Origin of the sequence: Micromonospora sp. NPDC047557, from assembly GCF_043205095.1 — a bacterium.
Lineage (GTDB): Bacteria > Actinomycetota > Actinomycetes > Mycobacteriales > Micromonosporaceae > Micromonospora.
The window spans coordinates 152004-177243 of the sequence record NZ_JBIDDK010000011.1; the positions used below are offsets into that span (position 1 = coordinate 152004).

The 25240-nt window shown below is 69.4% G+C and carries 20 protein-coding genes; 9 read left to right on the forward strand and 11 right to left on the reverse strand.

What is annotated here, in order from left to right; translation table 11 throughout:
• Window positions 1-1787 precede the first annotated feature (1787 nt).
• Window positions 1788-2855 carry a hypothetical protein gene (locus ACGGAQ_RS23875; RefSeq protein ID WP_393052578.1) on the reverse strand — a complete coding sequence of 356 codons (1068 nt, stop codon included), beginning with the start codon at window positions 2853-2855 and terminating at the stop codon, window positions 1788-1790.
• 566 nt (window positions 2856-3421) lie between these two features.
• On the opposite strand from ACGGAQ_RS23875, the gene ACGGAQ_RS23880 reads away from it, so the two are divergent.
• Window positions 3422-4723 (forward strand): hypothetical protein, encoded by a 1302-nt coding sequence (locus ACGGAQ_RS23880; RefSeq protein ID WP_393052579.1) that lies wholly within the window; start codon window positions 3422-3424, stop codon window positions 4721-4723.
• A gap of 472 nt (window positions 4724-5195) precedes the next feature.
• Here ACGGAQ_RS23880 and ACGGAQ_RS23885 read toward each other — a convergent pair whose 3' ends face one another.
• The gene (locus ACGGAQ_RS23885; protein ID WP_393052581.1) at window positions 5196-6146 is read right to left on the reverse strand and encodes a hypothetical protein; all 951 of its coding nucleotides are present in this window, start codon (window positions 6144-6146) and stop codon (window positions 5196-5198) included.
• Window positions 6147-6671: 525 nt separating this feature from the next.
• Window positions 6672-7145: a hypothetical protein gene (locus tag ACGGAQ_RS23890; protein ID WP_393052583.1), complete on the reverse strand. Its 474-nt coding sequence runs from the start codon at window positions 7143-7145 to the stop codon at window positions 6672-6674.
• A gap of 130 nt (window positions 7146-7275) precedes the next feature.
• Here ACGGAQ_RS23890 and ACGGAQ_RS23895 point away from each other — a divergent pair, with 130 nt between their 5' ends.
• Window positions 7276-8553, forward strand: a complete 1278-nt coding sequence (locus ACGGAQ_RS23895) for an MFS transporter (protein WP_393052585.1) — start codon at window positions 7276-7278, stop codon at window positions 8551-8553.
• A gap of 105 nt (window positions 8554-8658) precedes the next feature.
• On the opposite strand, the gene ACGGAQ_RS23900 is transcribed toward ACGGAQ_RS23895, so the two are convergent.
• From ACGGAQ_RS23900 to ACGGAQ_RS23915, 4 genes are all read right to left on the reverse strand, one after another.
• Entirely contained in the window at window positions 8659-10365 is a 1707-nt protein-coding gene (locus ACGGAQ_RS23900; protein ID WP_393052587.1) for a bifunctional metallophosphatase/5'-nucleotidase, read from the reverse strand.
• 270 nt (window positions 10366-10635) lie between these two features.
• Window positions 10636-10953: a lamin tail domain-containing protein gene (locus ACGGAQ_RS23905; protein ID WP_393052700.1), complete on the reverse strand. Its 318-nt coding sequence runs from the start codon at window positions 10951-10953 to the stop codon at window positions 10636-10638.
• Window positions 10881-11555 carry a histone deacetylase gene (locus ACGGAQ_RS23910; RefSeq protein ID WP_393052589.1) on the reverse strand — a complete coding sequence of 225 codons (675 nt, stop codon included), beginning with the start codon at window positions 11553-11555 and terminating at the stop codon, window positions 10881-10883. Before ACGGAQ_RS23910 ends, ACGGAQ_RS23905 begins: the two co-directional genes overlap by 73 nt.
• A gap of 11 nt (window positions 11556-11566) precedes the next feature.
• A complete protein-coding gene (locus ACGGAQ_RS23915) occupies window positions 11567-12346 on the reverse strand; it encodes a phosphodiesterase (RefSeq protein ID WP_393052591.1) in 780 nt (259 codons plus the stop codon).
• Between the two features lie 169 nt (window positions 12347-12515).
• Between ACGGAQ_RS23915 and ACGGAQ_RS23920 the strand changes: the two genes are divergently transcribed.
• A complete protein-coding gene (locus ACGGAQ_RS23920) occupies window positions 12516-13937 on the forward strand; it encodes a diguanylate cyclase (protein WP_393052592.1) in 1422 nt (473 codons plus the stop codon).
• A gap of 228 nt (window positions 13938-14165) precedes the next feature.
• Here ACGGAQ_RS23920 and ACGGAQ_RS23925 read toward each other — a convergent pair whose 3' ends face one another.
• Window positions 14166-15227 (reverse strand): aspartate-semialdehyde dehydrogenase, encoded by a 1062-nt coding sequence (locus ACGGAQ_RS23925; protein ID WP_393052594.1) that lies wholly within the window; start codon window positions 15225-15227, stop codon window positions 14166-14168.
• A 5-nt stretch (window positions 15228-15232) separates the two neighbouring features.
• The gene (locus ACGGAQ_RS23930; RefSeq protein ID WP_354856481.1) at window positions 15233-16498 is read right to left on the reverse strand and encodes an aspartate kinase; all 1266 of its coding nucleotides are present in this window, start codon (window positions 16496-16498) and stop codon (window positions 15233-15235) included.
• Window positions 16499-16766: 268 nt separating this feature from the next.
• Between ACGGAQ_RS23930 and ACGGAQ_RS23935 the strand changes: the two genes are divergently transcribed.
• Together ACGGAQ_RS23935 and ACGGAQ_RS23940 are read left to right on the forward strand one after the other, a co-directional pair.
• Window positions 16767-17555, forward strand: a complete 789-nt coding sequence (locus tag ACGGAQ_RS23935; RefSeq protein ID WP_393052596.1) for a hypothetical protein — start codon at window positions 16767-16769, stop codon at window positions 17553-17555.
• Between the two features lie 84 nt (window positions 17556-17639).
• Window positions 17640-18170: a nitroreductase family protein gene (locus ACGGAQ_RS23940; protein ID WP_393052598.1), complete on the forward strand. Its 531-nt coding sequence runs from the start codon at window positions 17640-17642 to the stop codon at window positions 18168-18170.
• On the opposite strand, the gene ACGGAQ_RS23945 is transcribed toward ACGGAQ_RS23940, so the two are convergent.
• The gene (locus ACGGAQ_RS23945) at window positions 18171-19169 is read right to left on the reverse strand and encodes an ArsR family transcriptional regulator (protein WP_393052600.1); all 999 of its coding nucleotides are present in this window, start codon (window positions 19167-19169) and stop codon (window positions 18171-18173) included.
• A gap of 79 nt (window positions 19170-19248) precedes the next feature.
• On the opposite strand from ACGGAQ_RS23945, the gene ACGGAQ_RS23950 reads away from it, so the two are divergent.
• Both ACGGAQ_RS23950 and leuA read left to right on the forward strand, forming a co-directional pair.
• A complete protein-coding gene (locus ACGGAQ_RS23950; RefSeq protein WP_393052602.1) occupies window positions 19249-20520 on the forward strand; it encodes an MFS transporter in 1272 nt (423 codons plus the stop codon).
• Window positions 20521-20757: 237 nt separating this feature from the next.
• Window positions 20758-22509, forward strand: coding sequence for a 2-isopropylmalate synthase (gene leuA, locus ACGGAQ_RS23955; RefSeq protein WP_393052604.1), 1752 nt, complete (start codon window positions 20758-20760; stop codon window positions 22507-22509).
• Between the two features lie 32 nt (window positions 22510-22541).
• Here the strand turns inward: leuA and ACGGAQ_RS23960 are convergent, their stop codons facing one another.
• Window positions 22542-24044 (reverse strand): MFS transporter, encoded by a 1503-nt coding sequence (locus ACGGAQ_RS23960; protein WP_393052605.1) that lies wholly within the window; start codon window positions 24042-24044, stop codon window positions 22542-22544.
• A gap of 107 nt (window positions 24045-24151) precedes the next feature.
• Here ACGGAQ_RS23960 and ACGGAQ_RS23965 point away from each other — a divergent pair, with 107 nt between their 5' ends.
• Both ACGGAQ_RS23965 and ACGGAQ_RS23970 read left to right on the forward strand, forming a co-directional pair.
• A complete protein-coding gene (locus ACGGAQ_RS23965; protein ID WP_393052607.1) occupies window positions 24152-24796 on the forward strand; it encodes an HNH endonuclease family protein in 645 nt (214 codons plus the stop codon).
• Entirely contained in the window at window positions 24793-25185 is a 393-nt protein-coding gene (locus ACGGAQ_RS23970; RefSeq protein WP_393052609.1) for a hypothetical protein, read from the forward strand. The genes ACGGAQ_RS23965 and ACGGAQ_RS23970 overlap by 4 nt, the downstream gene beginning before the upstream one ends.
• Window positions 25186-25240 lie beyond the last annotated feature (55 nt).

Consider the following 25240-nt stretch of genomic DNA (forward strand, 5'->3'; position numbering starts at 1 on the left):
CATCCCCCTCGCGGACAATGAGCCTGCACTGTCACAGCGCCGCCACCCTAGGTGATTTTGCCATAGCTGGATGCCGGGCCAAAGCGCAGTGTCACCGCACTGGACGGCCGGTCCCTCAGAAGGGACGGTGGGAGGTAGCGCTCTAACTTTTGGTCATCACCTCAACGCGCAAACACCTTGACTGCTGAGAGTTGGAAGCGGAAGAAGGGCTGCGGGGCGATGCCTGAGGTGACCGGAGAGGCATGCCCGGGGAGTGGCTGATGCGGCGCACCGGACGCTCCGAGATTCCACATAGCCAGGTGGAGCGTGGAGCGAGCGGTCGGGGTGAGCTTAGCTGGCATCGTGCGGGCCGATGTAGTGCGTGGCGCGCCGTGGCCAGTCAGGAGCGGTGCCTGTGATCTGTTGCCGAATTGGCCTGTACTAGATCAAGCGCGCTCCGCGCGGCGCGGGGCGGGGCGCGGTAACCGGCTGCGGCGGAGCCGCCGCCCCGGCCGCCTACGGCGCCGGGGCGGTAAGTCAGCCGGGCCGAGCCCACGCCCCGCCCCGCGCGTCACCCCTGGGTCAGTGAGGTGACCCGGTGACGAGTCCCGAAGGACGACCGGGGCCAGGCGCCCATGCATCTACCCGGTGCCGGCGATCCCGAAGCAGCACGAGATCCGGCGGATCAACCGCGGAGGGCCGAAGTTGCCGAACGATGGCGCCCGGTCGCTCAAGCCCAAGGGAGGGGAGGGGTTGAGGTGGTGTGGGGGTGAGGGAGAGGCGGGGTTAAAGCTGTGCCTCCGGCGGGGGCCAGACGACTCCGAGATGGAGTTGCCGAACGGTTCCGGTAGGAGGTTGGTTGATGGAGGATGCCATCCCGCCAGCCACCGACCCAGGCAAGCCGAGCAGACCAGGGCCAGGGCGACAAGGTCGTTCGTCCGGTTGGGCGCTCCACCTTGTCGCCCTGGCCCTGGCCCGCTCCACGGTGTGTGGGTCGGCGGCAGACGGGATGGCGATCAAGGTGGGTGTCCGGTGCGGCCAAGCTATCGACGCGTCGGCCTATTGCGCACCAGCGGTACTTTCGCTCTGATGTCGGCCTTATGGGATCTCTGGTGTCAGTGGCTCGCCGGAGCAGATGTTTCTTCAGAGGTCTGGCTCGGGGCCACGATCAAGTGGTGGGGGCGATACGGCAAGATTGCACAGTTCACCGCAGGGCTCATCGTAGTCTTAGACCTAATCGGACCTCGTCGATTGGCACGAATCGGGCGGAAAGCGGACGACCGTCAGAGATTGCTTGGCAGAAGATTGCAATTCGATGTAGAGGACACTAGGCGGTCATTCTTCCGAATCGCAAGTGCCCACTACAGGTTCAGCGAGACGCGTCCCGAGGTGCGCGCGGAGTACTTTAAGGGTCTCGATGAAGTGGAGGCTAGCGCCTTCCTCGCGCTGTTCATCACGTATTGCCCCGCATTTATTGCAATATGCGCCGTCATTCAAGGGGTAGTCGAAGGCCAGCCTGACTACTTGCATGGACTCCCGGTATGGGTCTTCTTCCTTCTGGGATGGATGGCCACAGCTTTCCTAGTGTATTTTCTCCCTTGGGTAATTTTCTACATTGAGATACTGCGCCTTACTCTGGGTGCAGTATCACACTCGCTGCTGCTAACTCCAGTGATTTTTCTCCTGCGTCGCGCCGAGCCGGGCCATCACCTGAGATGGCTTGCCTTCGTACTATTCCTATTAGGCTTTCACTTCGATCTGCTTAGCTCGTAGTGCATATTACGGGCAACGTTCCGCCATACTTGAGGTTACTCGCTATGCCAACGGTGAAAGCCTGAGAAGTCGCCGGGCTCTAGCCGGCGCCACCTTGTCGGTGGCTTGAAACCCGTGGGCCATGAGGTCTGTCGGTCATAAACGACGTCCCCCACACGGATATCGAGACGGTGTCCTCCGTTCTTGTCTCGGTCAATTTGTGAAAGATCCGCGCCTTGGAGAAGAACCTGACCGGCCTCGACATCCTCATGCTCGATCGACAGTTCCTGCCTTATGGTTGATCCCTCAAGGTCAATGAACTGTTCGCACTTCCATCCGATAATTGACCGCAGGCCCTCGTCAAAGCTGGAGCCGGAGAAGTTGAGAGAGGTGATTTCGTGTCGGAAGACGGTCTCTACCTTATCCCGAAAGTGGCATCGCTTGAACTGGAGCGGCGCTCCGCTTGCAACATCCAGCAGCTCAACTGACCCGTCGAAGACGGTCCCATCAAAGGAGGCGAAGCCCTCCAGTCGACTGAAAGTGAGGTGCAGGAATGGTAGGCGCGTCTCACGCAAGTCTAGAAAGCTCTCCGCCCAGAAAATCTCGGGCTGAGATACGTCTAACCGTTGAACTATGGCCGCCAGTATTGCCCTTCTCAAGTTTTCCTCGCCTGGGTCTTCACTGGGAGGCGGTTCGGAATCACGCGCGGGGGTCATCCTAAGGTATGCGGCAAGGGTATTGAGGCAGGTACTGCGGTCGCGATCGGAGTCATCAGCGATACGGGTAAGCGCATATGCCCCAGCTAATCGGACGGCAGCTCGATCATGTCCTAACTGCCCCGCAGCCGCTGTGAAACGGTCGGTGAAGGTTTTATCTTGGTCTCGAAGGTGTCCGACTTCGTCGGCTCGCTGCTTCCTATATGCAACAAGAAGAGCGGTTAAAGCGCCCAATCCACCCGTTGCCGTGAGAGCCACCTTAATGGCCTCCAACCGGAAGGAGGCCTCATTAGGAACGGCGGCGGTTCCGTCGGTGGCGATTGTATTTAGTGCTGTATATATGCCTGCGATGGTGATGCCTGCGACGGCGATCAATGCTATGAAGGTCAGTGCAAACCTTCCTGGCACGTACCTCTCGTTCAGCCTGCGGTTGATGCGTTGAACTCTACGACGATGCCTTCTGTAGCGGTTGGTTTCGACAAACCGCAACACTGTTGGCCGGCGGAAGATGATTACCTTGCCGCTAGGATTCCAATACGGGAATTGGCTAGCGCCTCGCCACTCCAACCTGATCCTACGAATCGTCCCCTTTGCGCGCCTAGAGTAGATGTCCGCCAATAGCCGAAAGTCTGGCACGCTAGTACCATACGTGAGCACGGCGAAGAACTGCTTGTCGCGGCCCGCCTTGAACGATGGGGTTCGAGGCGCGGGCCGGCGCTCGGCCGCTGCGACAGCGAGAAGTCAGCAAGACGGCTGGCGTCATCCAAAGTTGATCGTTGCACGACGATGGATCGGGCGAACGCAGCGACATCTGCTGGCAGCGGATGAAGCGCGCCGGCAGCTTGGAGCAACATTCACACCGAAGAGGTCGGTCGCTAGAGCGGCGATGATGTCCCCGGGCCAGCCAGGCTGGAGGAGGATCTTCAGCTGAACAGATCTTGTGCTCGCTGGCGGGAGTCGATAGACCAGACGTCGTGGCGGAAACGAAGCTAGGGCAGACGAACTACTGGTGGGTCAACCAGGGCCAGACCTACCAGCAGGAGCGCAAGGCTGGAATCCTCTGGGCGCCCAAGGTGCAGAAGAATGGCGTCCAGCCTCTGCACTGGCAGTCCATGCTTCACGTGCGGCCGGGAGATGTGATCCTCCACTACGCGAAGGGCGTCCGTGCGTTCAGCGTGGTGGCCACCGCCGCGGTCGACGCACACAGGCCCGGCGACCTGCCGGAAGACATGTGGGACCGCGACGGCCGCATGATCCGAACGACCTATAACGAGGCCGCGGACGCGATTGCGTTGGACGAGCTGCTCCTTGATGAACGGCTGAGGGAGCCGCAGGCTGGGCCTTTCGATCGTTCGGGCAAGGTCAAGCAGGGCTACCTCTTCCCCCTGAGCAAGACCTTCGGGGAGTCGTTTGCGTCGACCTTCGGTGACAGATTTCCGGCCTTGGGGGTCGCCGCCGGCGGTTATGTGCCCAGTGAGGCGCGGATGGAGGCGGTCGAGCTGCTCCGTGCGCTCATTGGCGTGCCTCTACTTACCATCAAGGGGCGGACGAACAAGATTCTCGCCGTGCGCCCACCGGAGGTTGTTGTTGCTACGGAGTCGTCACCCGCCGGGGCGCTGGTACCGATCGCTTGGGTCGAGGAAGCATTGCAGCTCCTGCGGGAACATGGTTCGGTCACCATCCACCCCGACCAAGTCGGCTACCGGAGCGCTTTCATTGGAGCCGTCTTACTCCAGTTGCCTTACGCGCTGGCGAGCGGCAGTCCTCCCGTCATCAGCTTCCAGGCCCCTGCCGTGGCTGAGCCAGACGCCAGCTCACCGCCGGCTGCCGACAAGGTCGCAACGGATCCCTTTACAGGCAGCCTTGAGAAGCCGTTCGCGGGGACCCAACGAGGAGAACAACCGGCTCTGCGTCGGCGTCTGCTCGGCTCGATGTCCGAAGCCGAGTGCGCCATCTGCGGTGAGACCTACCCGGCACGCTTCCTGTGGGCAGCTCACATCAAGCCGCGGTCGGTCTGCACGGACGCCGAACGCCGAGACCTATCGCACGTGGGGATGCTCGCCTGTGTCTTCGGTTGTGATTCGCTGTTCGAGACGGGCTACATCGGCGTCAACGAGAACGGCCAGATCGTCGCCAGCAGCTTCGATCCAGCGCACAAGGCCATCGCTACTAAGCTGGCCGACCTCGAAGGACGGTTCGTCAGCGCCCACACGGTGGCGAGCGCGACTTATTTCACCTGGCACCACTTGAACATGTTCCGCGGCCGAATTGCGTAGTGCAGGGGCTGCGGCAGTACAGCAGCGAAGTACAACAGCCGATCGAGCTGCACCAGCTGCCACGCCGCGCCCAGGAGCTAGCCGACTTCGGGGGAAGCCGAAAGGGACCCAACCCGCCCAGAGCACGGATTAGAGGGTGACTGTACGGCCATCCGTACAGCCAAGCCGGCCGACGAGAGCCGCCCGCGGCCGACGGGAGGCGACGCGGCGAGCAGGCCAGCGACGGTCGCTGACGCTGACCGAGAGAAGCTTTGATCTTTGTAAGGCAGGAGCGTGGGCCGCGCCCGGCGTGCGCCCGATGGGCGGTGCCTGAGGGTCAACCCTCGATCAGCCCCTGGCTGCGGCGGCCGGCACGGCTGCTGCGTCAGACAGGTGACAACGACCAGCACCCTTAGATACATCGGTCCTGCCAGCAACCTGCGGTGCGACGCCTGGGTCAAGACGCGGGGTGGCCATCCCGACGAGCTGAAGCTCAGCAATACACAACGACTAGGCCGGCAACTCCATCGAACTCCTCCGGCGGCGGCTTGCCGTCAAGTACGTGCTGGACCGTGTCTGGAAGCCGGCGCCGAAGTCCACGCATGATGTACGGGTAGTAAGGGCCAGAGAAGTGCCCGCGGTCGAGTGGCAGGCCCGTGAAGATGGCGTCGTCTTCAAGTTCGACGCGATCGGCCACGGCGGCGGCGAACTGGCCCATCCGCATCTCCGCCACCATGCGGAAAACCTCTTTCGCGACTCGGCGCGCTCCGACTTGTGGCGTGAGCAGAAACTTGCGCAGCTCCATGTCGATATTGCGGAGGTTGAGATCCTGGACCGGGCGCGCAGCGAGGTCAGGATCTACAAGGTTCTCGAGCGGTTTGGAGTACAGGAATGTCCCCGTGGCTGCATCCCTCTGACTTCCGCCGAGCAACAACCCAGCCTGCAACGAGGTGATGACGGAGACACTACGGCGCTTGCATGGGAGACACTGAGACGTATGGTCGTCCGCTTCGCAGCTGAGGCCGTAGCGGTGCTCGATGCCGCCAAAGTAGACGATGTATGCGGCCGGTACACCGAGGCGATCAGCAGTGCTAACCAGGCGCCGGAACTGCTCGCCATCGCCGTGCCCGAAGTCAAGCAGGGCATGCGGTTGTTGGGATTGACTGTGATGTAGCCGCTTTGCTTGGACCAGCAGTCCAAAGCATTCGCCGGTGCCGTCAACCCACCACCACAGCCAGTCTGCCCCTACCTGGTTCTCTTGCTTCCTATTGAAGTCGGCACACGAGATATAGGGATGTGCATGGACCCACAGCAGCTCCGAGACAGTCTCCTCGCGCCAGCTGATGCCTGCTCGGTCTGCCCGGACCATGTGGTCTTCGACAGCCACGCGTGCGTTCGCCAGGGCGATAACGAGCTCGGGACGCGGTGGCTCGATCGGGACCATCAAGTCATCCTGACAGGTCACCCATTAGTTCAGCCAGCTCTCGGTGCCTCTTGCCGCCGCAGTGGCGTATCAGCAAGACCCTGCTTGGCCCACGCGTCATCGGTCGGGATGGGTGGCTATCGAGAAGGTCCACGAGGTCCCGGCGCGGCAAGACGAGGGTGCCGTGAGACCTTGACGGGCTCAGCACTGCCGAGGGGCGTTCGCGACGCATCTCGGTGATCGAGCACAACCGGGCGCATTAGACGTTCCTCCGGCTGTGGCACGTCGGCGAGGCAGCCAGTAGGCAGCGAAAAGACCAGCAGTGAACGCTAAGGGGCAACACGAGACGGCGAAGGGGCGCTGTTTGGCAGCGTCAGACAGCACCGGACGACATTCGGCGTTGCCCCGTCCCCGCGTTCGGGACGAAGAGGTCGTCGGTTCGAATCCGGCCACCCCGACCAGAGGTAAGAGGGCACATCCGATCCATGGATGTGCCCTCTTGTGTGTGCCGGCGAAGGTCACGGCCACGGCAACGGGCGGGTGGTGTCAGTCCTGCCGTTCGGTGCGCTCGATCTCGGTGAACGCGGCGGCCAGGTAGTCGTCCAACGGCACGCCCGTCACCGCCAACAGGTCGGCCACGAGTAGCGGGGCATGCCGGGCCAGGGCGGACGCGTCCGGCGGCGACTCGTCGCCATCGGGGTCGTACACCCCGAGGGCCCCGGCGAGCAGGACGAGCACCACGTGCGGATCGACATCACGACGCCACCGCATCGCGTCCTGCACGCAGCGGGTCAGCACTTGGCGGATGTCGTCGCCAGCCAGCCCTTCCGGGTGGCCCTCCTCCAGCAGGAGCCGCACCACCGTTCCGAGCACCAGACCGGACCTGTCGTCGGCCGCGAGATCAGCGACCGCCTCGTCGTACGCCTGGTGGTCGCGCGCCTGGGCGGCGGCGACGGCCGCTGTGGCGGTGACCGCGATGGCGCGGGCGGTAGCGGGCAGGTGTCGCCAGGTGCCGGTCATCGGGCCAGCATCGCAGACCCGGCGGACACCGACGATCGCCGTGGGGTTGGTCACGCGGCGGCCCTGGGAACAGCATCGCCGCTGCAAAACGGTTCGCGGGGCGTCACACCCACCGAACAGAATGCCGGGCATGCTGCGTCGATCCCTGCCCCGCCGTCGGGAAGCCCGCCGGATCCTCCTCGGCACCCTGCTGTCGGCGATCGGGCGGGGCCTGACCCTGCCGTTCCTGTTCATCTACCTCACCGACGTGCGCGGGCTCACCGACACCCGCGCCGGTCTGGTGATCGGCTGGTACGGCGTCGTCACCCTGGCGTTGTCGCCGCTGGGCGGGACGCTTATCGACCGGTTCGGCGCGCGCCGGGTGGTGGTGCCGTGCTTCGTGATCGAGGCGATCGGCACCGGTTCGCTGGCGCTGGTCCACTCGACCGGCTCGGCCCTGCTCGTGATGACCGTGGTCGCCGTCGGCAGCTCGGCGATCTGGTCCGGGCAGAACACCATCCTCGCCTCGCTCACTGACGACGGTGAGCGGCAACGGGTCTTCGGGCTGAACTTCGCGCTGCTCAACCTCGGCATCGGCATCGGCGGCATGACGTCCGGCGCGATCGTCGACACGGCGCGGCCCGGCACCTTCCAGACGATCTACCTGCTGGATGCGGTCAGCTACCTGATGCCGGCCCTGATCCTGTTGACCCTGCCCGGCGTCGGCCACCGACTCGGCCACCGAACCGCTGGCGACGGGCCGTCGAGCGGCGGCTACCTGACCGTGCTCCGGGACCGTCCGTTCCGCCGACTCGTGATTTTCGGTCTGGTCCTCACCACCTGCGGGTACGCCCAGGTCGAGGTCGGCTTCGCCGCGTACGCCGTGCGCGTCGCCGAGGTGAACCCCCGGGTGGTGGCCTGGGCGCTCGCGGCCAACACGGTGATGATCGTGCTCGCCCAACTGCTGGTGATCCGCCGGATCGAGGGGCGCAGCCGCACCGGCGCGCTCGCCGTGGTCGGGGCGGTGTTCGCCGTCGCCTGGCTGGTCCTCGGCGTCGCCGGCGTGATCAGCACCGGCAACGCCCTGGTGGCCGCCCTGTGCGTGGTGGCCTGCTCGGCGATCTTCGGCCTCGGCGAGACGCTGCTGTCGCCGGTGATGCCGGCGCTGACCAACGCGCTCGCCACCGACGAGCTGCGCGGCCGGTACAACGCCATGAGTTCGATGATCTTCGGGATCAGCGGTGTGATCGGCCCGGTGACCGCCGGCCCGCTCATCGGCGCGGCCAACGGCATGGTCTGGGTCGCGGTGGTGGTCGGCGGCTGCCTGATCGCCTCGCTCATCGCGCTCTCCCTGCGCCGACTGCTCACCGTCGACCAGGACGGCCGCCCGACGATCACCACGCCCGCCCCGGCACCCACCCCCGTCTGACGACCCGTCCCGCGCCCCGCGTCCCTTGCTGCAGCGGCCGGTGTCCGGGGACGGGTCGGGCCCCGGAGCGGATGCTCCGGGGCCCGATCGTTGCGGGGTACGTCGTCAGGCGGCGGGGACCTCGGCGGTGGTGCGGATGCGGTCGAGCGTCGGGGCGGAGACCGGCGACTTCGCGGTCAGGTACGCCACGAACGCGTCCAGGTCGATCTGGCCGGTGACCTGGTTGGTCCCGGCGGTGAGGGCGCTGAAGCCGTCGCCGCCGCCGGCCAGGAAGTTGTTCACCGTCACCCGGTAGGTGGCGGCGGTGTCGACGGCGGTGCCGCCGATGGTGAGGCTGCCCCGGACCACGCGGGTGCCGGCGCACGGGTTGGCGACGGTGCCGGTGGTGCCGGCCGGGTCGACCACGTAGCCGACGGTCGACGACGGGTACAGCGTCCGGCCGGTGACGAACTGCTGTTCCAGTACGCAGTAGAGCTGCGCACCGGTCAGGTCGAGCGTCACCAGGTTGTTGGCGAACGGCTGTACCGTGAACGCCTCCTCGTAGGTGACCGGGCCGGCGTTGAGGTCGGCTCGGACCCCACCCGGGTTCATGAAGGCGGCGACCGCATTCTGCTCGTCATCGGTGGCGGCGAGCTGCGCGTCGGCGATCAGGTTGCCCAGTGGCGACTCGCCCAGGGTCGTACCGAAGAGGGTTTCCTGGGTCTTGGTGATGGCGGTGGTGGTCTCGCCGACCTGGCGGCCGGCGACCGGGCCGAGCACCGTCTTGTACTTGTCGATCAGGGCGGTCTGCTTCGGGTCCTTGGCGACGTCGCGGGTGACCACGACGTTGTTCGCGGAGGCCGAGAGCACGTCCCCGGAGCGGCGGTCGATCTTCAGGTCGATGTCGGTGACCAGGCGGCCGAACGAGCTGGCGCTGGTGACCAGCTTGCCGTTGATGTTGCAGTTGTACGCCTGGTGGGTGTGGCCGCTGACGACCACGTCGATCGACGGGTCCATCCGGTTGGCGATGTCCACGATGGGCCCGGTCATGCCGACGCAGTCGTTGATGCCACCGGTCGCCGCCTGGGCGCCACCCTCGTGCAGCAGCACGACGATCGTCTCCACGCCCTTGCGGCGTAGCTCGCGGGCGTACCGGTTGGCGGTCTCCGCCTCGTCGGCGAAGGTGAGGCCCGCGACGCCCTGCTGGCTGACGATCTGCGGGGTGCCCTCCAGGGTCATCCCGATGAAGCCGACCTTGACGCCCTGCACCTTGTGGATCGCGTACGGCGCCATGAGCGGCTTGCCGGTGGCGGTCTTGAAGGCGTTGGCGGACAGGTACTGGAAGCCGGCGCCCCGGTACGGGGTGCCGTCGGCGCAGCCGTCGACCGGGTGGCAGCCGCCGTTCTGGATCCGCAGCAGCTCGGCGGCGCCCTCGTCGAACTCGTGGTTGCCGACGCTGGCGTAGTCCAGCCCGGCCATGCTCAGCGCCTCGATTGTCGGTTCGTCGTGGAACGCGGCGGAGAGCAGGGGGGACGCGCCGATCAGGTCCCCGGCGGCGACGGTGATGGTGTTCTTCTTCTTGGCGGCGGCGCGCAGCTCGGCCAGGTGGGTCGCGAGGTATTCGACGCCTCCGGCGGCCTGCCCGGCGATGGTGCCGCTGGAGCCGCTCGGGGGTTCGAGGTTGCCGTGGAAGTCGTTGAGCGCCAGCAGGGTGACGTCGACCGGCTTCGGTCGCGCGTCGGCCTGCTCGGGGGTGGTGGCGACCGCGCCGAGCGCTGCCACCGCGAGCGCGGTCAGGCCGACAGCGGCCCTACGCATCCCGGGTATGGACATGGAACTCCTCGTGAGAATCGGCGCGTGCGGTGGCCGGCCTGTGGGTCGAGCGGCCGCCGTCGACGCCGTCGGAAGGATCGATCACGCTTGCGGGCGGTTGGGGCGTCGCCCGCCCGGCCAGCCTCTCATCCGGACGCTCACCCGTCGAGCCGAGCAGCACAGCAGAGCTGCGAATACACCGATTGGTCCACCATCGGTCACCGACCACATCTCGTCGACCGACGTCCGCGGCGGACGCCGCCGGCCGGTCCACCGGCGGCGTCCGCTTGCTCAGCGGGAGGTGCAACTGCCCTTGCTGCCCCAGGAGCAGGAGTCGATCTGCTTCCCGGCCGAGTCGCGCAGGTACGCGCTGTCGCCGGTGTTGTTCCAGATGTACGCGCCGGATCCCCAGTAGCGGTGGGTCGAGGTGTTCCGGCCCTTTCCAGTGTGGATGTAGACACTCGCTCCGGCGGCGAGGCGGACGTCGCCACTGAAGGTGTAAACATGGCGCGCCTTGTCCCGCAGCGTCCAGGACTTCAGGTTGATGGTGCTCGACCGCCGGCGGTGAGCGCGTCGGTGACCAGAGTCGTCACCGCGTCGGGGGGCCAGCCGTCCGCGACTCCGGGGCGCTGTGCCAGGTAGTCGGCAATTCGCTCGGCGGGCCAGCCGTGTGACTCGTGCAGCCCTCGGGCGATCATGCGCAGGTAGGCCGGTGCCGGTGGCCGGCACTGCACGGCCGACGCCGGCTCGGGAGCGGTGAAGGTGAGCAGCGGGACGCCGGCGCGCAGGCCGGGGCAGATCAGGGTCTCGTAGCGGCCGGGGCCGAGCGTCGCCCGCCCCTCGGCGACGGCGGTGTCGACTGCCGCGCCGGCCGCCGGGACGAGGTCGGCGGTGTCGCCCGTCGGGCGGTACATCTCCTGGGCGGCGATGTCGGTGAACTGCTCGATGGTGACCAGGTAGGCCCGCGCGGCGGCCTCGCCCGGCAGCTGCGGGTCGTAGAACGCCATCCCGCCGGTCCACGCGCCGGACTCGCCGGCGAAGTAGATCCCGCCGGGCAGCCACACCGGCGCCGACCGGCTCGGTGGGCGGGGGTCGCGGCAACCCGGGTACGTCCGCCGGCCGCCGGGCGGGCAGCCGCCGACGATGTACCAGGCCAGCCGGGCGGCGTGCATGTTCGAGCCGTACGCGACGTACCAGACGGTGCCGGGCATCTGCGCTGCGATCAGAAGCCGCAGGTCTGGCCGGCCGAGTGGCTGACCTGCACGACGTGGGTCACGCAGTCGTCCGGCTCGATGCGGTGCAGCAGGAAGGCGGTTGGCTCGGCGACCCAGCCGATCACCTCGTCCGTGGCCATCGTGAGGGTGCTCTGCTTCCAGGTGCTGGGCGCCACGGTGAGCACCGTGCCCGCGTACCCCACCGTGACCGTACGGTGCAGGTGCCCGGCGGCGACCCGCACGACGTGCCGGTGCCGGCCGACCACCTCGGCCAGCGCGGGCCCGTCGGCGAGCCGGATGGTGTCCGCCGCCGGGATGCCGACCGCGACCGGCGGGTGGTGCAGGAAGATCGCGGCGGGCACGTCGGGCCGACCGGAGAGCACGCCGTCGAGCCAGCCGAGCTGCTCCTCGCCCAGGTTGCCGCCGCCGCTGCCGGGGGTGATCGAGTCGAGCACGACGACTGTCGCCGCCTCGTGGTCGACGTGGTAGTAGGCGGAGAATCCGCCGCCGAGCCAGGGTGTGCCGCCGAACGCGTCGAGCAGCGACTCCCGGTCGTCGTGGTTGCCGGCGGCCAGGTACACCGGCAGCGGGAACCGGCCGATCAGCTCGCGCAGCGCGGCGTACTCGTCGGGTCGGCCGTGGTCGACCAGGTCGCCGGTGATGACCACGCAGTCGGGTCGCGGGCGCAGGGCCAGCACCCGGCCGAGCGCCCGGTGCAGCCCGGCGGCGGGCTCGGCGGCGAGCAGGCCGGTGGTCACGTGCGGATCACTGAGCTGGGCGATGAGCATGCGTGCTCGCCTCCTCGGCGACGGGAGTTCCACGCTATCGCCCGTCGCCTCTTCCCACAGGCTGCGTCCACAGCCTGTGGATAGCACATGTGTACGAAGCCCGGACGGCCCTGCTCAGCGTGGGTACGCTTGATCGCGCAGACCCTCCCCTACCTGGAACGACGTGCGAGTGGATCATCAGCGAGTCATCCGTGACGTCACCGTCCGCCTGTCGATGGCGTCGACCGCGCCGGAGGCCTGTCGGCGGACGGTCGCCGCGCTGTCGCGCCACACCCCGGCCACCATCTCGGTGCTGCTCGAGGCCCACGACCGGCTGCGCTGCGTGGCGGCGACCGGCGCGTGGCAGGTCTTCGCGACCGTCCCGGCGCGCACCGGGATCGTCGGCCGGGTGTACGCCACCGACGTCGCGGCGGTGGTCCCGGACGTCACCGCCGACCCGGACTACCTTCCGGTACGCCCGGACGTGACCGCTGAGCTGTGCGTGCCGGTGCGCGACCCGGCGGGCCGGGTGATCGGCGTACTGGACCTGCAGTGGAGTGGACCGGTCGACCTGGAGCCGTGGCGGGAGACCGCGCAGCGGCTGGCGGCCCGGCTCGGCGCGCGCATCGCCGCAGTGGGCGGCCCTCCGTCGGAGAGCCGGAGCGAGAAGCTGCTCCGGCACGCCGCCGCGCTCTCCGCCGCGCCGACCGAGGAGGCCGTGATCAGCGCGGCGACCTCCGCCGCCCGGGAGGTGTCCACCCTCTCCACCGCGGTGCTGCTGATCGGCGGCCCGGAGGGCGCCCAGCTCGGGCCGCCGCCGCTGGCCGGGTGCGAGTTGGAGACCCACATCCGGGCGGAGTTGGCCGAGGCGGGATCGGAGGCTCTCGGCCGGATGATCGACCGGGCGCACCGGTACGGCGCCGGGTACACGCTGGGCGAGGCGGGGCACCCGCCTACCGAGGACTATCGACCGCTGACCCGGGCCGGGGTACGCACGCTGATCGCCGTTCCGGTGGGTCCGCCGGACGCGGGTGGGGCGCTGCTCGTCGCCGACGAGCGGGCGCTGCGTCCGGACCCGACCACTGTCAGCCTGATGGAGCTGCTCGCCGGGCAGGTGTGGACCAGCCTGGACCGGCTGCGTACGCTCGCCCGGTTGCGGGAGCAGGCCAGCTCGGACCCGCTGACGGGGCTACGGCACACCGGCCCGTTCGGGCAGCGGATCGCGGCGGCCACCCCGGGGCGTACGGCTCTGCTGGCGATCGACGTGGACGGCTTCAAGACGGTCAACGACACGTACGGCCATCAGGCCGGCGACCAGGTGCTGGTCGGGTTGGCCCGCGCGCTGGAGGGGGCGTTGCGGCACGGCGACGAGCTGTACCGGATCGGCGGCGACGAGTTCGTCGCGGTGATCGAGGTGAGCCGTCCGGAGGAGGCGGTCCGGATCGCCGAGCGGTTGACCGAGGCGGCTCGACGGACCGGTCGCACGATCAGCGTGGGCGTCGCGCTGCCCCGCCCCGGCGAATCCCCCGATCGCACCCTGCGAAGAGCCGACCAGGCGCTCTACGCGGTGAAACGCCAGGGCCGGGACGGCGTCCACCTGGCCGCAGCCTGAACGACCTGGACGAGTGAGGCCTGGTCTCGGCTCGACCTCTGGACCCGGCTGACAGCCGACGGTGACCGTCGGTCACCTTCCTGGGGGCGGATGCGGCAGTCAGCGGTATACCTCAGAGTCATATTTATACCTGTGAGGTATACCGCTCAACAGCACATCGCCATGGCGGGCGGCCAGAGCGGATGGCGGTGCCGCAGAGTGGGGCGGCAGAGTGGGGCGCGCGACCGGTTAAGGGGTGCGGAGTTCCTTGGCCAGGAGTTCGGCGATCTGGGCGGTGTTGAGGGCCGCGCCTTTGCGGAGGTTGTCGCCGGTGACGAAGAAGTCGAGGGCGCGCGGGTCGTCCAGGGCGCGGCGGATCCGGCCGACCCACGACGGGTCGGTGCCGACCGCGTCGATCGGCATCGGGAACTCACCGGCGGCGGGGTCGTCGACCAGGATCACGCCGGGGGCGTTGCGCAGCGCCTCGCGGGCGCCCTCGGCGTCGACCTCGGTGGCGAAGACCGCGTGTACGGCCACCGAGTGGCCGGTCACCACCGGCACGCGCACGCAGGTGGCGCTGACCTTGAGGTCGGGCAGGCCGAGGATCTTCCGCGACTCGTTGCGGATCTTCATCTCCTCCGACGACCAGCCGCCGTCGGCCGACGAGCCCGCCCAGGGCACCACGTTGAGCGCCAGCGGCGCCGGGAACGGGCCGAGGTCGTCGCCGACCGCCTGGCGGACGTCGCCGGTCCGCGAGCCGAGCGCGCGATCCCCGGCGACCTTGGCGAGTTGGTCGTGCAGGATGTCCACGCCGGCCTGACCGGCGCCGGAGACCGCCTGGTAGGAGGCGAGCACCAGCTCCCGCAGACCGTACTCGCGGTGCAGGGGCGCGACCGCGACGATCATCGCGAGGGTGGTGCAGTTGGCGTTCGCGATGATGCCCCGGGGCCGGTTGCGGACCTGCTCGGGATTGATCTCCGGAACGACCAGTGGGACGTCCCGGTCCATCCGGAAGGCGCCGGAGTTGTCGACGGCGATCGCGCCACGGGCGACGGCGATGGGCGCCCACTCGGCGGAGACCTCGTCGGGCACGTCGAACATCGCCACGTCGACCCCGTCGAACGCCTCCGGTGTCAGCGCCTGGACGACGAGGTCCTCGCCCCGGCAGCGCACCCGCTTTCCGACCGAACGCTCGGAGGCGAGGAGCCGGATCTCACCCCAGACGTTGCGACGCCCGCTGAGCAGCTCACACATCACGGTGCCGACGGCACCTGTCGCTCCGACCACGGCGAGGGTGGGCAGCGCCGTCATCGGCGCTACCTACCCGTCCCGGCGTAGACCACGGCTTCGGTGTCGCCGCCCAGCTCGAACTGATCGTGGATGGCGCGGACCGCGGCGTCGAGGTCGGTGTCCCGGCAGACGACGGAGACGCGGATCTCGGAAGTGGAGATCATCTCGATGTTGACCCCGGCAGCGCCGAGCGCGGCGAAGAAGCCGGCGGCCACGCCGGGGTGCGAGCGCATGCCGGCGCCGATCAGGGAGACCTTGCCGACGTGGTCGTCGTAGAGCAGGCCCTTGAACTTGACCGGCTCCTGGATCTTGCTGAGGGCGGCCATCGCGGTCGGGCCGTCGGCCTTGGGCAGCGTGAACGAGATGTCCGTACGGCCGGTGCCCTCGGTGGAGACGTTCTGCACGATCATGTCGATGTTGATCTCGGCGCCGGCGACGGTGTCGAAGATCCGCGCGGCGGCACCCGGCTCGTCGGGCACCCCGACGATCGTGATCTTGGCCTCGCTGCGGTCGTGCGCGACCCCGGTGATCAGTGCCTGCTCCACGGAAAGGTCCTCCATCGATCCGGTGACCATCGTGCCGGTGTTGGTCGAGTATGACGAACGGACGTGGATCGGCAACCCCGCCCGGCGGGCGTACTCCACGCTACGCAGGTGCAGCACCTTCGCGCCGCACGCGGCCAGCTCCAGCATCTCCTCGTAGGTGATGTCCTTGATGTGCCGGGCGTTGGGAACGATCCGCGGGTCGGCGGTGAAGATGCCGTCCACGTCGGTGTAGATCTCACAGACGTCGGCGTGCAGCGCGGCGGCGAGCGCGACGGCCGTGGTGTCCGAGCCGCCGCGGCCCAGCGTGGTGACGTCCTTGGTGTCCTGCGAGACGCCCTGGAAACCGGCCACGATGACCACCGAGCCCTCGTCGAGCGCGCCCTTGAGCCGCCCCGGGGTGACATCGATGATCCGCGCCCGGCCGTGCACCGAGGTGGTGATCACACCGGCCTGCGAGCCGGTGAACGAGCGGGCTTCGTACCCCAGGTTGTGGATGGCCATGGCCAGCAGGGCCATGGAGATCCGCTCCCCGGCGGTGAGCAGCATGTCCAGCTCGCGGCCCGGCGGCAGCGGGCTGACCTGGTTGGCCAGGTCGAGCAGCTCGTCGGTGGTGTCCCCCATCGCGGAGACCACCACCACCACGTCGTCGCCGGCCTTGCGGGCGGCGACGATGCGCTCGGCCACCCGCTTGATCCGCTCGGCGTTGGCGACGGAGGACCCGCCGTACTTCTGCACCACGAGTGCCACGACGGTGCACTCCCTCCCAGTGACCCTGAGCGTGCCGACGCCGCCGGAACCGGGGCCGGCGGCGCGTGTCAGACCCCATGAGGGTATCCGGCGGTCCGCGACGGCGGGTCGGGTGATCCCACGATCCGGCCCGCGCGGCCGTGCGGGCAACGCGGGTGGGCCAGGTCCGCGAGTTCAGGCGGTACGCCGAAAGGCCGCGCCCGACACGCCGGAGCGGACGGCTGCCCGCCGGTGCCCGCGCCTGGCCCGCACCCACCAGAATGGGCCGGTGCCCGTCCTTCACCGCTCGGCCGGCCGCGTGCTCGGGCCGCTCGTGTTCGCCCTGCCGGCAGTCCTGGTCTCCTGCACCAGCGAGCAGCCTCCGCCTCCGCCGCCGGCCGACCCCGGCCCGGTCGAGGTGGATGCCACCCGGGACGAGCTGGCCGCCCTGGCCGCCGCCGCACAGGATCGCCACCTGGTGGCGCGCTACGTGTTCACCCGGACCGGCCAACCGGACCGCAGCATCGTGTTCACCAGCGCGAACGACGGCAGTTGGCGGGTCGACGTGCCGGGTGGAGCGCTGGGTGGCACCGCCGACGTCTCGCTGGCCGCGACCGGCGACGGGCTGTTCCAGTGCGCGCTGCCCTCGACCGGTCACCCGGAGCCGGCGCGCTGCGTACGCCTCGGCGAACGTGACGACGCCCTCCCGCGCCGGCTGGACCCCCGGATCCAGCATCCGCTCACCGACTGGCTGGACGTGCTGACCGACCGGCGCGCGCCGCTCGCGGTGGCCCAGGCCACCACGCCGAAGGGGCTGACCGGGACCTGCTACTCGGTCGACTCCACCTCCGCCTCACTGAACGCGCCGTTGGACGTCGGCATCTACTGCTACGACACCGACGGCACGCCGACCGGCGTCCGGACCGACGCCGGCACGCTGCGGCTGGTGGCCCCGCCCGGCCCGGCGCCCGCCACCGTGCAGCTCGCCGGGCCGGTGGTGGTGGACGCGGAACCCCTCGACACCGCGGCCCCTCCGACGCCCGATCCGACACTCAGCCCGAGCGCGGGAACGTCCTGATCTTCATCCCGTTACGGGTGCTTTTGCCCACATCCCGCAGGCCCGCATTGAGTGGCGAATCGCCCATACAGGACGATTCTCGGCATGGCTGACCTGACCCCGCTGCTCGCCTTCCGCTGGAGCCCTCGGGCCTTCGACCCGAGCGCGACCCTGACCTCGGACGAGGCGGCCTCGCTGCTGGAGGCCGCGCGGTGGGCGCCGTCGGCGGACAACAGGCAGCCCTGGCGGTTCGCCCTCGGCCACCGGGACGACCAGAACTGGAAACGGATCCTGATCAACCTTCCGGCCGACGACCAGTGCTGGGCCCGGCACGCCGCGACCCTGGTGGTCGGCGCACACACCGGCGGCGACGCCGAGCGGGCCGCGTACGACCTCGGCCAGGCGATCGCCCACCTGACGCTGCAGGCCACCGCGCTCGGTCTGCACGTCCGCCAGCTCGTCCGCTTCGACCAGGCCGGCCTCGCCACCGAACTCGACCTGCCCGGCGGCGTCCGACCGCTGGTGGTCGCAGCCGTCGGCCGGCTCGGAGATCCCTTCGCCCTCCCGGCCGAGCTGCGCGCCCGGGAGACCGGCCTGCGGCACCGCCGGCCGGTCACCGACCTGCTGCTCGCCTGATCACCTGATCGGGTCAGCCGCCCCGCTGGCCCGCAGCAGAACCCCGGCGGCGTCGGTGTTGCGGTAGAGCACATGCCGACCCTGTCGGGACCGGCCGACCAGGCCGGCGGCGTGCAACGCGGCCAGGTGCTGCGAGACGTTTCCGGCGGACATCCCGGTGAGCCGGGCCAGGTCGGTGGTGGTGGTGGCCGTGTCGAGCAGGTGCAGCAGCGCGGCGCGGCCGGGGCCGATCACCCGTGCCAGCGGGTCGCCGGGCGGTGGCGCGCTCGTCTCCCAGAGCGTCCCGACCGCCCGGACCGGGTACGCGCCGGCCGGCAACGAGTCCTCCAGCAGGTTCCACAGCACCCGACGTTCGCTGAACACCGTCGGGTTCAGCGCCAACCCACGGTCCCGCAGGTCGAAGTCCCGCGCGAACGGATCGTCGCTGACCACCCGGTCGCCGAGCCAGCGCAGGCTCGGGTGGAGCTGCTCGAAGAACCGTCCGGCGCCGTTCTCGGCGAGCTGTGCGGCCCGGTACGCCACGTCGGCGTCGAGCAGCGCCCGCATCCGCGACCAGTCCGGGGCGATCGCCTCGTCGTACCAGACCCGCACCGCGTCGACGAGCTGTGGCAACAGCCCACGGGGGTCGGCGAGCAGCGCCAGCCCGAACGGGCTCAGCGGCCGGCGCGGGGTGGTCGCCAGCAGGTCCTGGACCACCACGGCCGGCGGTGTCGCGGCGATCTGGTCGAGCTGCTCGGTCATCTCCACGTTGGGTCGGGCCGCCGGGGTGAGGAAGTCCGGAAGCCAACTACGCGGCCGGGCCAGCTCCACCAGCGGTCGGACCCGGACGGCCACCTCGGGCCGACGCATGGTCACCCGGGCGCGGTCGATCCAGGGCAGGTGCACCGCGTGGTAAACGGGGCTGGCCAACGCCCACATGCTCATTACCGTCTCGTTGACCGGCGACACGGCGAGCCGCACTCTCGCGACGTCGGCCAGGCTGAACCGCAACTCGGACACGCGCCCTCCCCCGGGAGCAGGATTCGGTCCAGCCTAAAAGGCTCGACCGATCTGCCCGGTCCCGGTTCACTTCCCGGCCATGGGGGCCAGAGAAACCATCCGCACCGCTGTCCACAACGTCGTACCGCCGGCCGGTCTGACCCGGGCGCTGGCCGTGCAGGCCATGGTCTACGCCGTCGGCAGCGGCCTGTTCCACGCTGGCAGCGCCGTCTTCTTCACCCGGGCGCTGGGGCTCAGCGCCGCCCAGGTCGGGCTGGGCCTGTCCATCTCGGCGGGGGTGTCACTGCTCGGCACCGTGCCGCTGGGCGGCCTCACCGACCGGTACGGACCGCAGCGGGTCTGGGTGGTCGGGCTGGTGCTGGACGCGGCGCTCTTCGCGTCGTACCCGTTCGTGGGTGGCTTCGCCGGTTTCCTCGCCGTGGTGGTGGCGCTGGCGGCGGTGGATGCGTCGACAGGCGTGGCCCGCCAGGTCTACTCGATCAACGCGCTCCCGCCCGCCGAACGGGTCACGGCGATGGCGTACCAGCGGTCGTCGTTGAACGTCGGCTTCGGGCTGGGCGCGGTGATCAGCGGTCTGGTGCTGGCCGTGGACACGATCGAGGCGTACCGGGCGATGGTCTGGTTCATCGCGACGGTCTTCCTGGTCACGGCCCTGTTCGTCCGGCGACTGCCCCGGCTGCCGCAGGTCGCTCGACCGGAGGAGCCGATGAGCCGGCTCGCCGTGCTGCGGGACCGCCCGTTCATGACGGTGTCCCTGCTGTCCGGGTTGCTCACCGCGCACCAGACGCTCTACCTGACGGTGCTGCCGCTCTGGATCCTCACCCACACCGACGCCCCGAAGACGCTGATCGCCGCCTTGGTGCTGCTCAACACGGTCCTGATCGTGCTGCTCCAGGTACGCGTCAGCCGGGGCGCCGACACCGCTGCGGGCGCGGCGCGGGCCTCCCGCCGCGGTGGCCTGCTGATCGCCCTGTCCTGCCTGGTCCTGCCGATCTCCGGGGTCACCCGTGGCGCGCTCACCGTGGTGGTGCTGGTGGCCGGCGCGATCCTGCTGATCCTCGCCGAGCTGATCGACTCGGCGGGCACCTGGGGGCTCATCGCCGCCCTGCCGCCGGCCGCCCAGCGCGGCGCGTACGTGGGGGCGTTCGAGCTCGGCAGACAGGTGCAGTACCTGATCGCCCCGGCCGGGTTGACCGCGCTTGCCGTCAGCACCGGCGGCTGGGGTTGGTTACCGACGGCAGCGATCTTCGTGCTGGTCGGAGCGGCGATCGTGCCCGCGGTGGCCTGGGCCGAACGGACCCCGAGGCTGGGTTCCCAGGCCCCGGAGCCGACCATGACCCCGGTCCCATAGTCCGGACCAGCCTTTGCACCCCCCGTTCCATCACGTAGGGTGACCTGGTCATGTGGCGGGCGCTTCTTCTCCTTAGCCGCCGCGACGAGGCCTGACCGGCCGGCACCTCGTCGCGGAGTTGCATCGCGCCGTCCAGCACATCTGAGTTTCCTCTCGGCACCGCCGCGCACCGACGCCCGGCACCTCGCCGACACCTTCCGATCTGCTGACGCCACATGTTCCAGGGAGCACTCTGAGATGGCTCAACCTGTCACCGACGCCGAGACCGATCCGATCGCCCGGCAGCGCCCCAGCCGGATGCCGTACCACCGCTACCAGCCCTACCGGGAGCAGTTCCGGATCGACCTGCCGGACCGCACCTGGCCCACCCGCACCGTCGAGGCCGCTCCGCGCTGGTGCGCGGTGGATCTCCGGGACGGCAACCAGGCGCTGATCGACCCGATGTCGCCCGAGCGCAAGCGGCGGATGTTCCAGCTGCTGGTCCAGATGGGCTACAAGGAGATCGAGGTCGGCTTCCCGTCGGCCAGCCAGACCGACTTCGACTTCGTCCGGCAGCTCATCGAGCAGGACATGATCCCGGACGACGTCACCATCCAGGTGCTCACCCAGTGCCGGGAGCACCTGATCGACCGGACGTTCGAGTCGCTGCGCGGCGCGAAGCGGGCCATCGTGCACTTCTACAACTCGACCTCCACCCTCCAGCGGCGGGTGGTCTTCGGCCTGGACAAGGACGGCATCGCCGACATCGCCACCACAGGTGCGCGGCTCTGCCAGAAGTACGCGGAGATCCACACCCCGGACACGGAGATCTTCTACGAGTACTCGCCGGAGTCGTACACGGGCACCGAGCTGGAGTACGCGCTGGAGGTCTGCTCCCGGGTGATCGACGTGATCGACCCGACGCCGGACCGGCCGCTGATCATCAACCTGCCGGCCACCGTCGAGATGGCCACCCCGAACGTGTACGCCGACTCGATCGAGTGGATGCACCGGCACCTGCCGCGCCGCGCCAGCATCGTGCTCAGCCTGCACCCGCACAACGACCGGGGCACCGGGGTGGCCGCCGCCGAGCTGGGCCTGCTGGCCGGCGCGGACCGGATCGAGGGCTGCCTGTTCGGCAACGGCGAGCGCACCGGCAACGTCGACCTGGTGACGCTGGGGCTCAACCTCTTCTCCCAGGGCATCGACCCGATGATCGACTTCTCGAACATCGACGAGATCCGGCGGGCCGTCGAGTACTGCAACCAGCTCCCGGTGCACGAGCGCCACCCGTACGCGGGCGACCTGGTCTACACCGCCTTCTCCGGCTCGCACCAGGACGCCATCAAGAAGGGCTTCGACGCCCTCGCCGCCGACGCGAAGGCGGCCGGCGTACCGATGGACGAGCACACCTGGGCGGTGCCGTACCTGCCGATCGACCCGAAGGACCTGGGCCGCACCTACGAGGCCGTCATCCGGGTCAACTCGCAGTCCGGCAAGGGCGGCGTCGCGTACATCATGAAGAGCGAGCACCAGCTGGACCTGCCCCGCCGGCTCCAGATCGAGTTCTCCGGGGTCGTGCAGCAGGTCACCGACCACGACGGTGGCGAGGTCGACCCGCGCGCCATGTGGGAGATCTTCGCGACGCACTACCTGCTCGACCACCAGCCCGACCCGGCGGTCCGGTTCGCCGGCTACACGATCGGCACCACCGACGGCAAGGTCGAGATCGAGGCACAGGTCGGCGTGGGCGGCGAGCAACGGTCGCTGACCGCGGTCGGCAACGGCCCGATCGACGCGTACGTCAACGCGCTCCAGTCGGTCGGGGTGGGCGTCCGGGTGCTCGACTACCACGAGCACGCGCTGTCCTCCGGTGGGGACGCGCAGGCCGCCGCCTATGTGGAGTGCGAGGTGGACGGTCGGACGGTCTGGGGTGTCGGCACCGACGCCAACATCGTCACCGCGTCGATCAAGGCGGTCACCAGCGCCGTCAACCGCGCGCGCGGCTGACCTGGCTGAGGGAGGGCATCCGGTGCCCTCCCTCAGCCCCTGCGGGCCGGGGGTGTGGCGGCGGGCATCGAGTGGCAGGGCTGCGACGGCGGTGCCGCCCGGGGCGGTCGGTGCACCAGCACAAGGGCGAGCACCGCTCCGGCCAGCAGCAGCCCCGCACACCAGGCCAGCGCGCCCCGGAACGCGTCGGTCAGCTCGGTCTTCTGCTCGTACCCGCCGCCGGAGAGGCCGACCAGCAGCGGCAGCGCGGCCACCGCGAGCAGACCGCCCGCTCGGGACGCGGCGTTGTTGAAGCCGCTGGCCACCCCGGAGAACCGGTCCTCGACCGCGGCGAGCACCGACGCGGTCAGCGGCGCCACCACCAGGGTCAGCCCGAGGCCGAAGAGCAGCACCCCGGGCAGCACGTCGGTCCAGTACGACGCGCCCGGGCCGACGCCGCGCAGCAGCAGCAGACCGGCGGCGGCCACCACCGGCCCGACGGTCAGCGGCAGCCGGGGGCCGATCCGCGCCGACAGCGCGCCCGCCCGGGCCGACCCGATGAGCAGCAGCACCGTCATCGGCAGCAGCGCGATCCCGGTGCGGAAGGCCGACCACTCGACGACGTTCTGCAGGTAGACGGCGAAGAAGAAGGTGAAGCCGTTGAGCGCCGCGTAGACCACCACGGTGAAGATGTTCAGGACGGAGAAGAGCCGGCTGCCGAACAGCCCGGTGGGCAGCATCGCCGTGTCGCCGCGCCGCCGTTCCAGCAGGACGAAGGCCACCGCGGCCACCACCCCGACCAGCGCGGCGATCAGCACCGACGCCGAGGTGAAGCCCCGCGCGGGCGCGTCGATCAGGGCGTACGTGACGCCGGCGAGCGCGAGCGCGCCGAGCAGCGCCCCGCCCACGTCGAATCGGCGTCGCGTCCGGCCCGGCCCCTGCGTCCGGGAGGCGTTCTCGTCCCGGCTCTCCGGCACCCAGCGGGCGGTGGCCAGCACCACCAGCACGGCGATCGGCAGGTTCAGGAAGAAGATCCACCGCCACGACAACGCGTCGATCAGCCAGCCACCGAGGAACGGGCCCAGCGCGGTGGACACACCGGACAACCCGGCCCAGGCGCCGATCGCCTTCCCCCGGTCGTCCGGGTGGAAGCTGGCCTGGAGCACCGACAGGGAGCCGGGGGTGAGCAGCGCCCCGCCAGCGCCCTGGAGGAACCGCGCCCCGATCAGCCAACCGGTGCCCTGGGACAGCCCGCACAGCACCGAGGCCAGGGTGAACCACGCCACGCCGATCAGGAAGACCCGTCGTCGGCCGAAGCGGTCCCCGAGCGCACCACCGAGCAGCACGAACGCCGCCAGCATCAGCAGGTACCCGTTCACGGTCCACTGGAGATCGGCCACGTTCGCCCCGAGATCCTGGCCGAGTTTCGGCAGCGCCACGTTGACGACGGTGCTGTCGAGGAAGACCATGCCGGAGGCGAGCACCGCGGCGAGCAGCGTCCCCCGGCCGGCGGCGGTGCCCATCCGCAGAGCGGGCGACGGTACGGCTGTGGTCATCTCATCAATCTGCCTTGCAGGATGTGGGAGACGCCGCGAAACGCCGAAACCATGCCCGGGTACTGTGCGCAATCGCCGGGAGCCCGCAAGCTGGAGAGGTGTCGTCTGTGCGTACCAGATCAGGACCGCGGGCGGCGGTGACCGCGCTCGTCGCGGCGCTGGCGCTCGGCGTGGCCGGTTGCGTCCCTCCGGACGAGACCGGAACGCCGCCACCACCGACGGACGGCGGCAACGCGGCGCAGCAGCTGGGCCAGCTGACCGTCGCCACCGCCGGCTCGATGAAGGGCTACAGCCGCGACCGCTTCCCGCACTGGCGGGACACCGGCAAGAACTGCGACGTGCGGGACAGCATCCTGCAACGCGACGGTAAGGACGTGAAGCTCTCCGGCTGCAACGTGGTCGGCGGTCGCTGGGAGAGTGTGTACGACGGCCGCAGCGCGACCGATCCCTCCGACGTGGACATCGACCACACGGTGCCATTGGCCAACGCGTGGCGCTCGGGCGCCGACGAATGGGACAACGCCAAGCGCGGTGACTTCGCCAACGACACGACACGTCCGCAGCTCATCGCGGTTTCCGCGTCCTCCAATCGGGCAAAGGGTGACCAGGATCCGTCCCAGTGGAAGCCGGCAAACCGGTCGTACTGGTGCCAGTACGCCAAGGACTGGGTGACGGTGAAGCACTACTGGAAGCTGACGGTGACCAGTGCCGAGAAGTCCGCACTGACCGACATGCTGGAGGGCTGTTTATGAGCGAGGAACCGGCGACAGGCGCCGGGACGGGCGCGAACACCGCCCCGTCTGCGGCCGGGATGACCGCCGACGGCACCGGCGACACGCCGGCCGCGGTGCCGGGGGCCGGCATGGTCGCGGACTCGACCGGCGCCAGCGCCCCGCAGAGCCGGACCGCCGACATCGTGCCCGGTCCGGGCGGGGTGATGACCGACGAGGTCGGGGTGGTCACCGGCGAGCTGACCCTGCGCACCGAGTACGCCGACGGCAAGGTCACGCTGCGGGTGCAGTACAAGGACGCCGACGAGTGGTACGCGGTGACCGGCGGCTCGGTGCCGCTCGCCGACCCGGCGGGGCTGGACGCGGTGCACGCCGTGGCGGTCGCCCTGCTGCACCGCCCGCAGGGCTGACGCCACACCTGGGCACCGTCGACCCGTGGCACCGGGGGCCGTCCTGTGGCAGGAC

Coding starts and splice junctions, on each gene's coding strand:
- ACGGAQ_RS23885 (WP_393052581.1), bottom strand. CDS start 6,146: ATGGTCCCGATCGAGCCACCGCGTCCCGAGCTCGTTATCGCCCTGGCG.
- ACGGAQ_RS23890 (WP_393052583.1), bottom strand. CDS start 7,145: ATGACCGGCACCTGGCGACACCTGCCCGCTACCGCCCGCGCCATCGCG.
- ACGGAQ_RS23895 (WP_393052585.1), top strand. CDS start 7,276: ATGCTGCGTCGATCCCTGCCCCGCCGTCGGGAAGCCCGCCGGATCCTC.
- ACGGAQ_RS23900 (WP_393052587.1), bottom strand. CDS start 10,365: ATGTCCATACCCGGGATGCGTAGGGCCGCTGTCGGCCTGACCGCGCTC.
- ACGGAQ_RS23910 (WP_393052589.1), bottom strand. CDS start 11,555: ATGCCCGGCACCGTCTGGTACGTCGCGTACGGCTCGAACATGCACGCC.
- ACGGAQ_RS23915 (WP_393052591.1), bottom strand. CDS start 12,346: ATGCTCATCGCCCAGCTCAGTGATCCGCACGTGACCACCGGCCTGCTC.
- ACGGAQ_RS23925 (WP_393052594.1), bottom strand. CDS start 15,227: ATGACGGCGCTGCCCACCCTCGCCGTGGTCGGAGCGACAGGTGCCGTC.
- ACGGAQ_RS23940 (WP_393052598.1), top strand. CDS start 17,640: ATGGCTGACCTGACCCCGCTGCTCGCCTTCCGCTGGAGCCCTCGGGCC.
- ACGGAQ_RS23950 (WP_393052602.1), top strand. CDS start 19,249: ATGGGGGCCAGAGAAACCATCCGCACCGCTGTCCACAACGTCGTACCG.
- leuA (WP_393052604.1), top strand. CDS start 20,758: ATGGCTCAACCTGTCACCGACGCCGAGACCGATCCGATCGCCCGGCAG.
- ACGGAQ_RS23960 (WP_393052605.1), bottom strand. CDS start 24,044: ATGACCACAGCCGTACCGTCGCCCGCTCTGCGGATGGGCACCGCCGCC.
- ACGGAQ_RS23970 (WP_393052609.1), top strand. CDS start 24,793: ATGAGCGAGGAACCGGCGACAGGCGCCGGGACGGGCGCGAACACCGCC.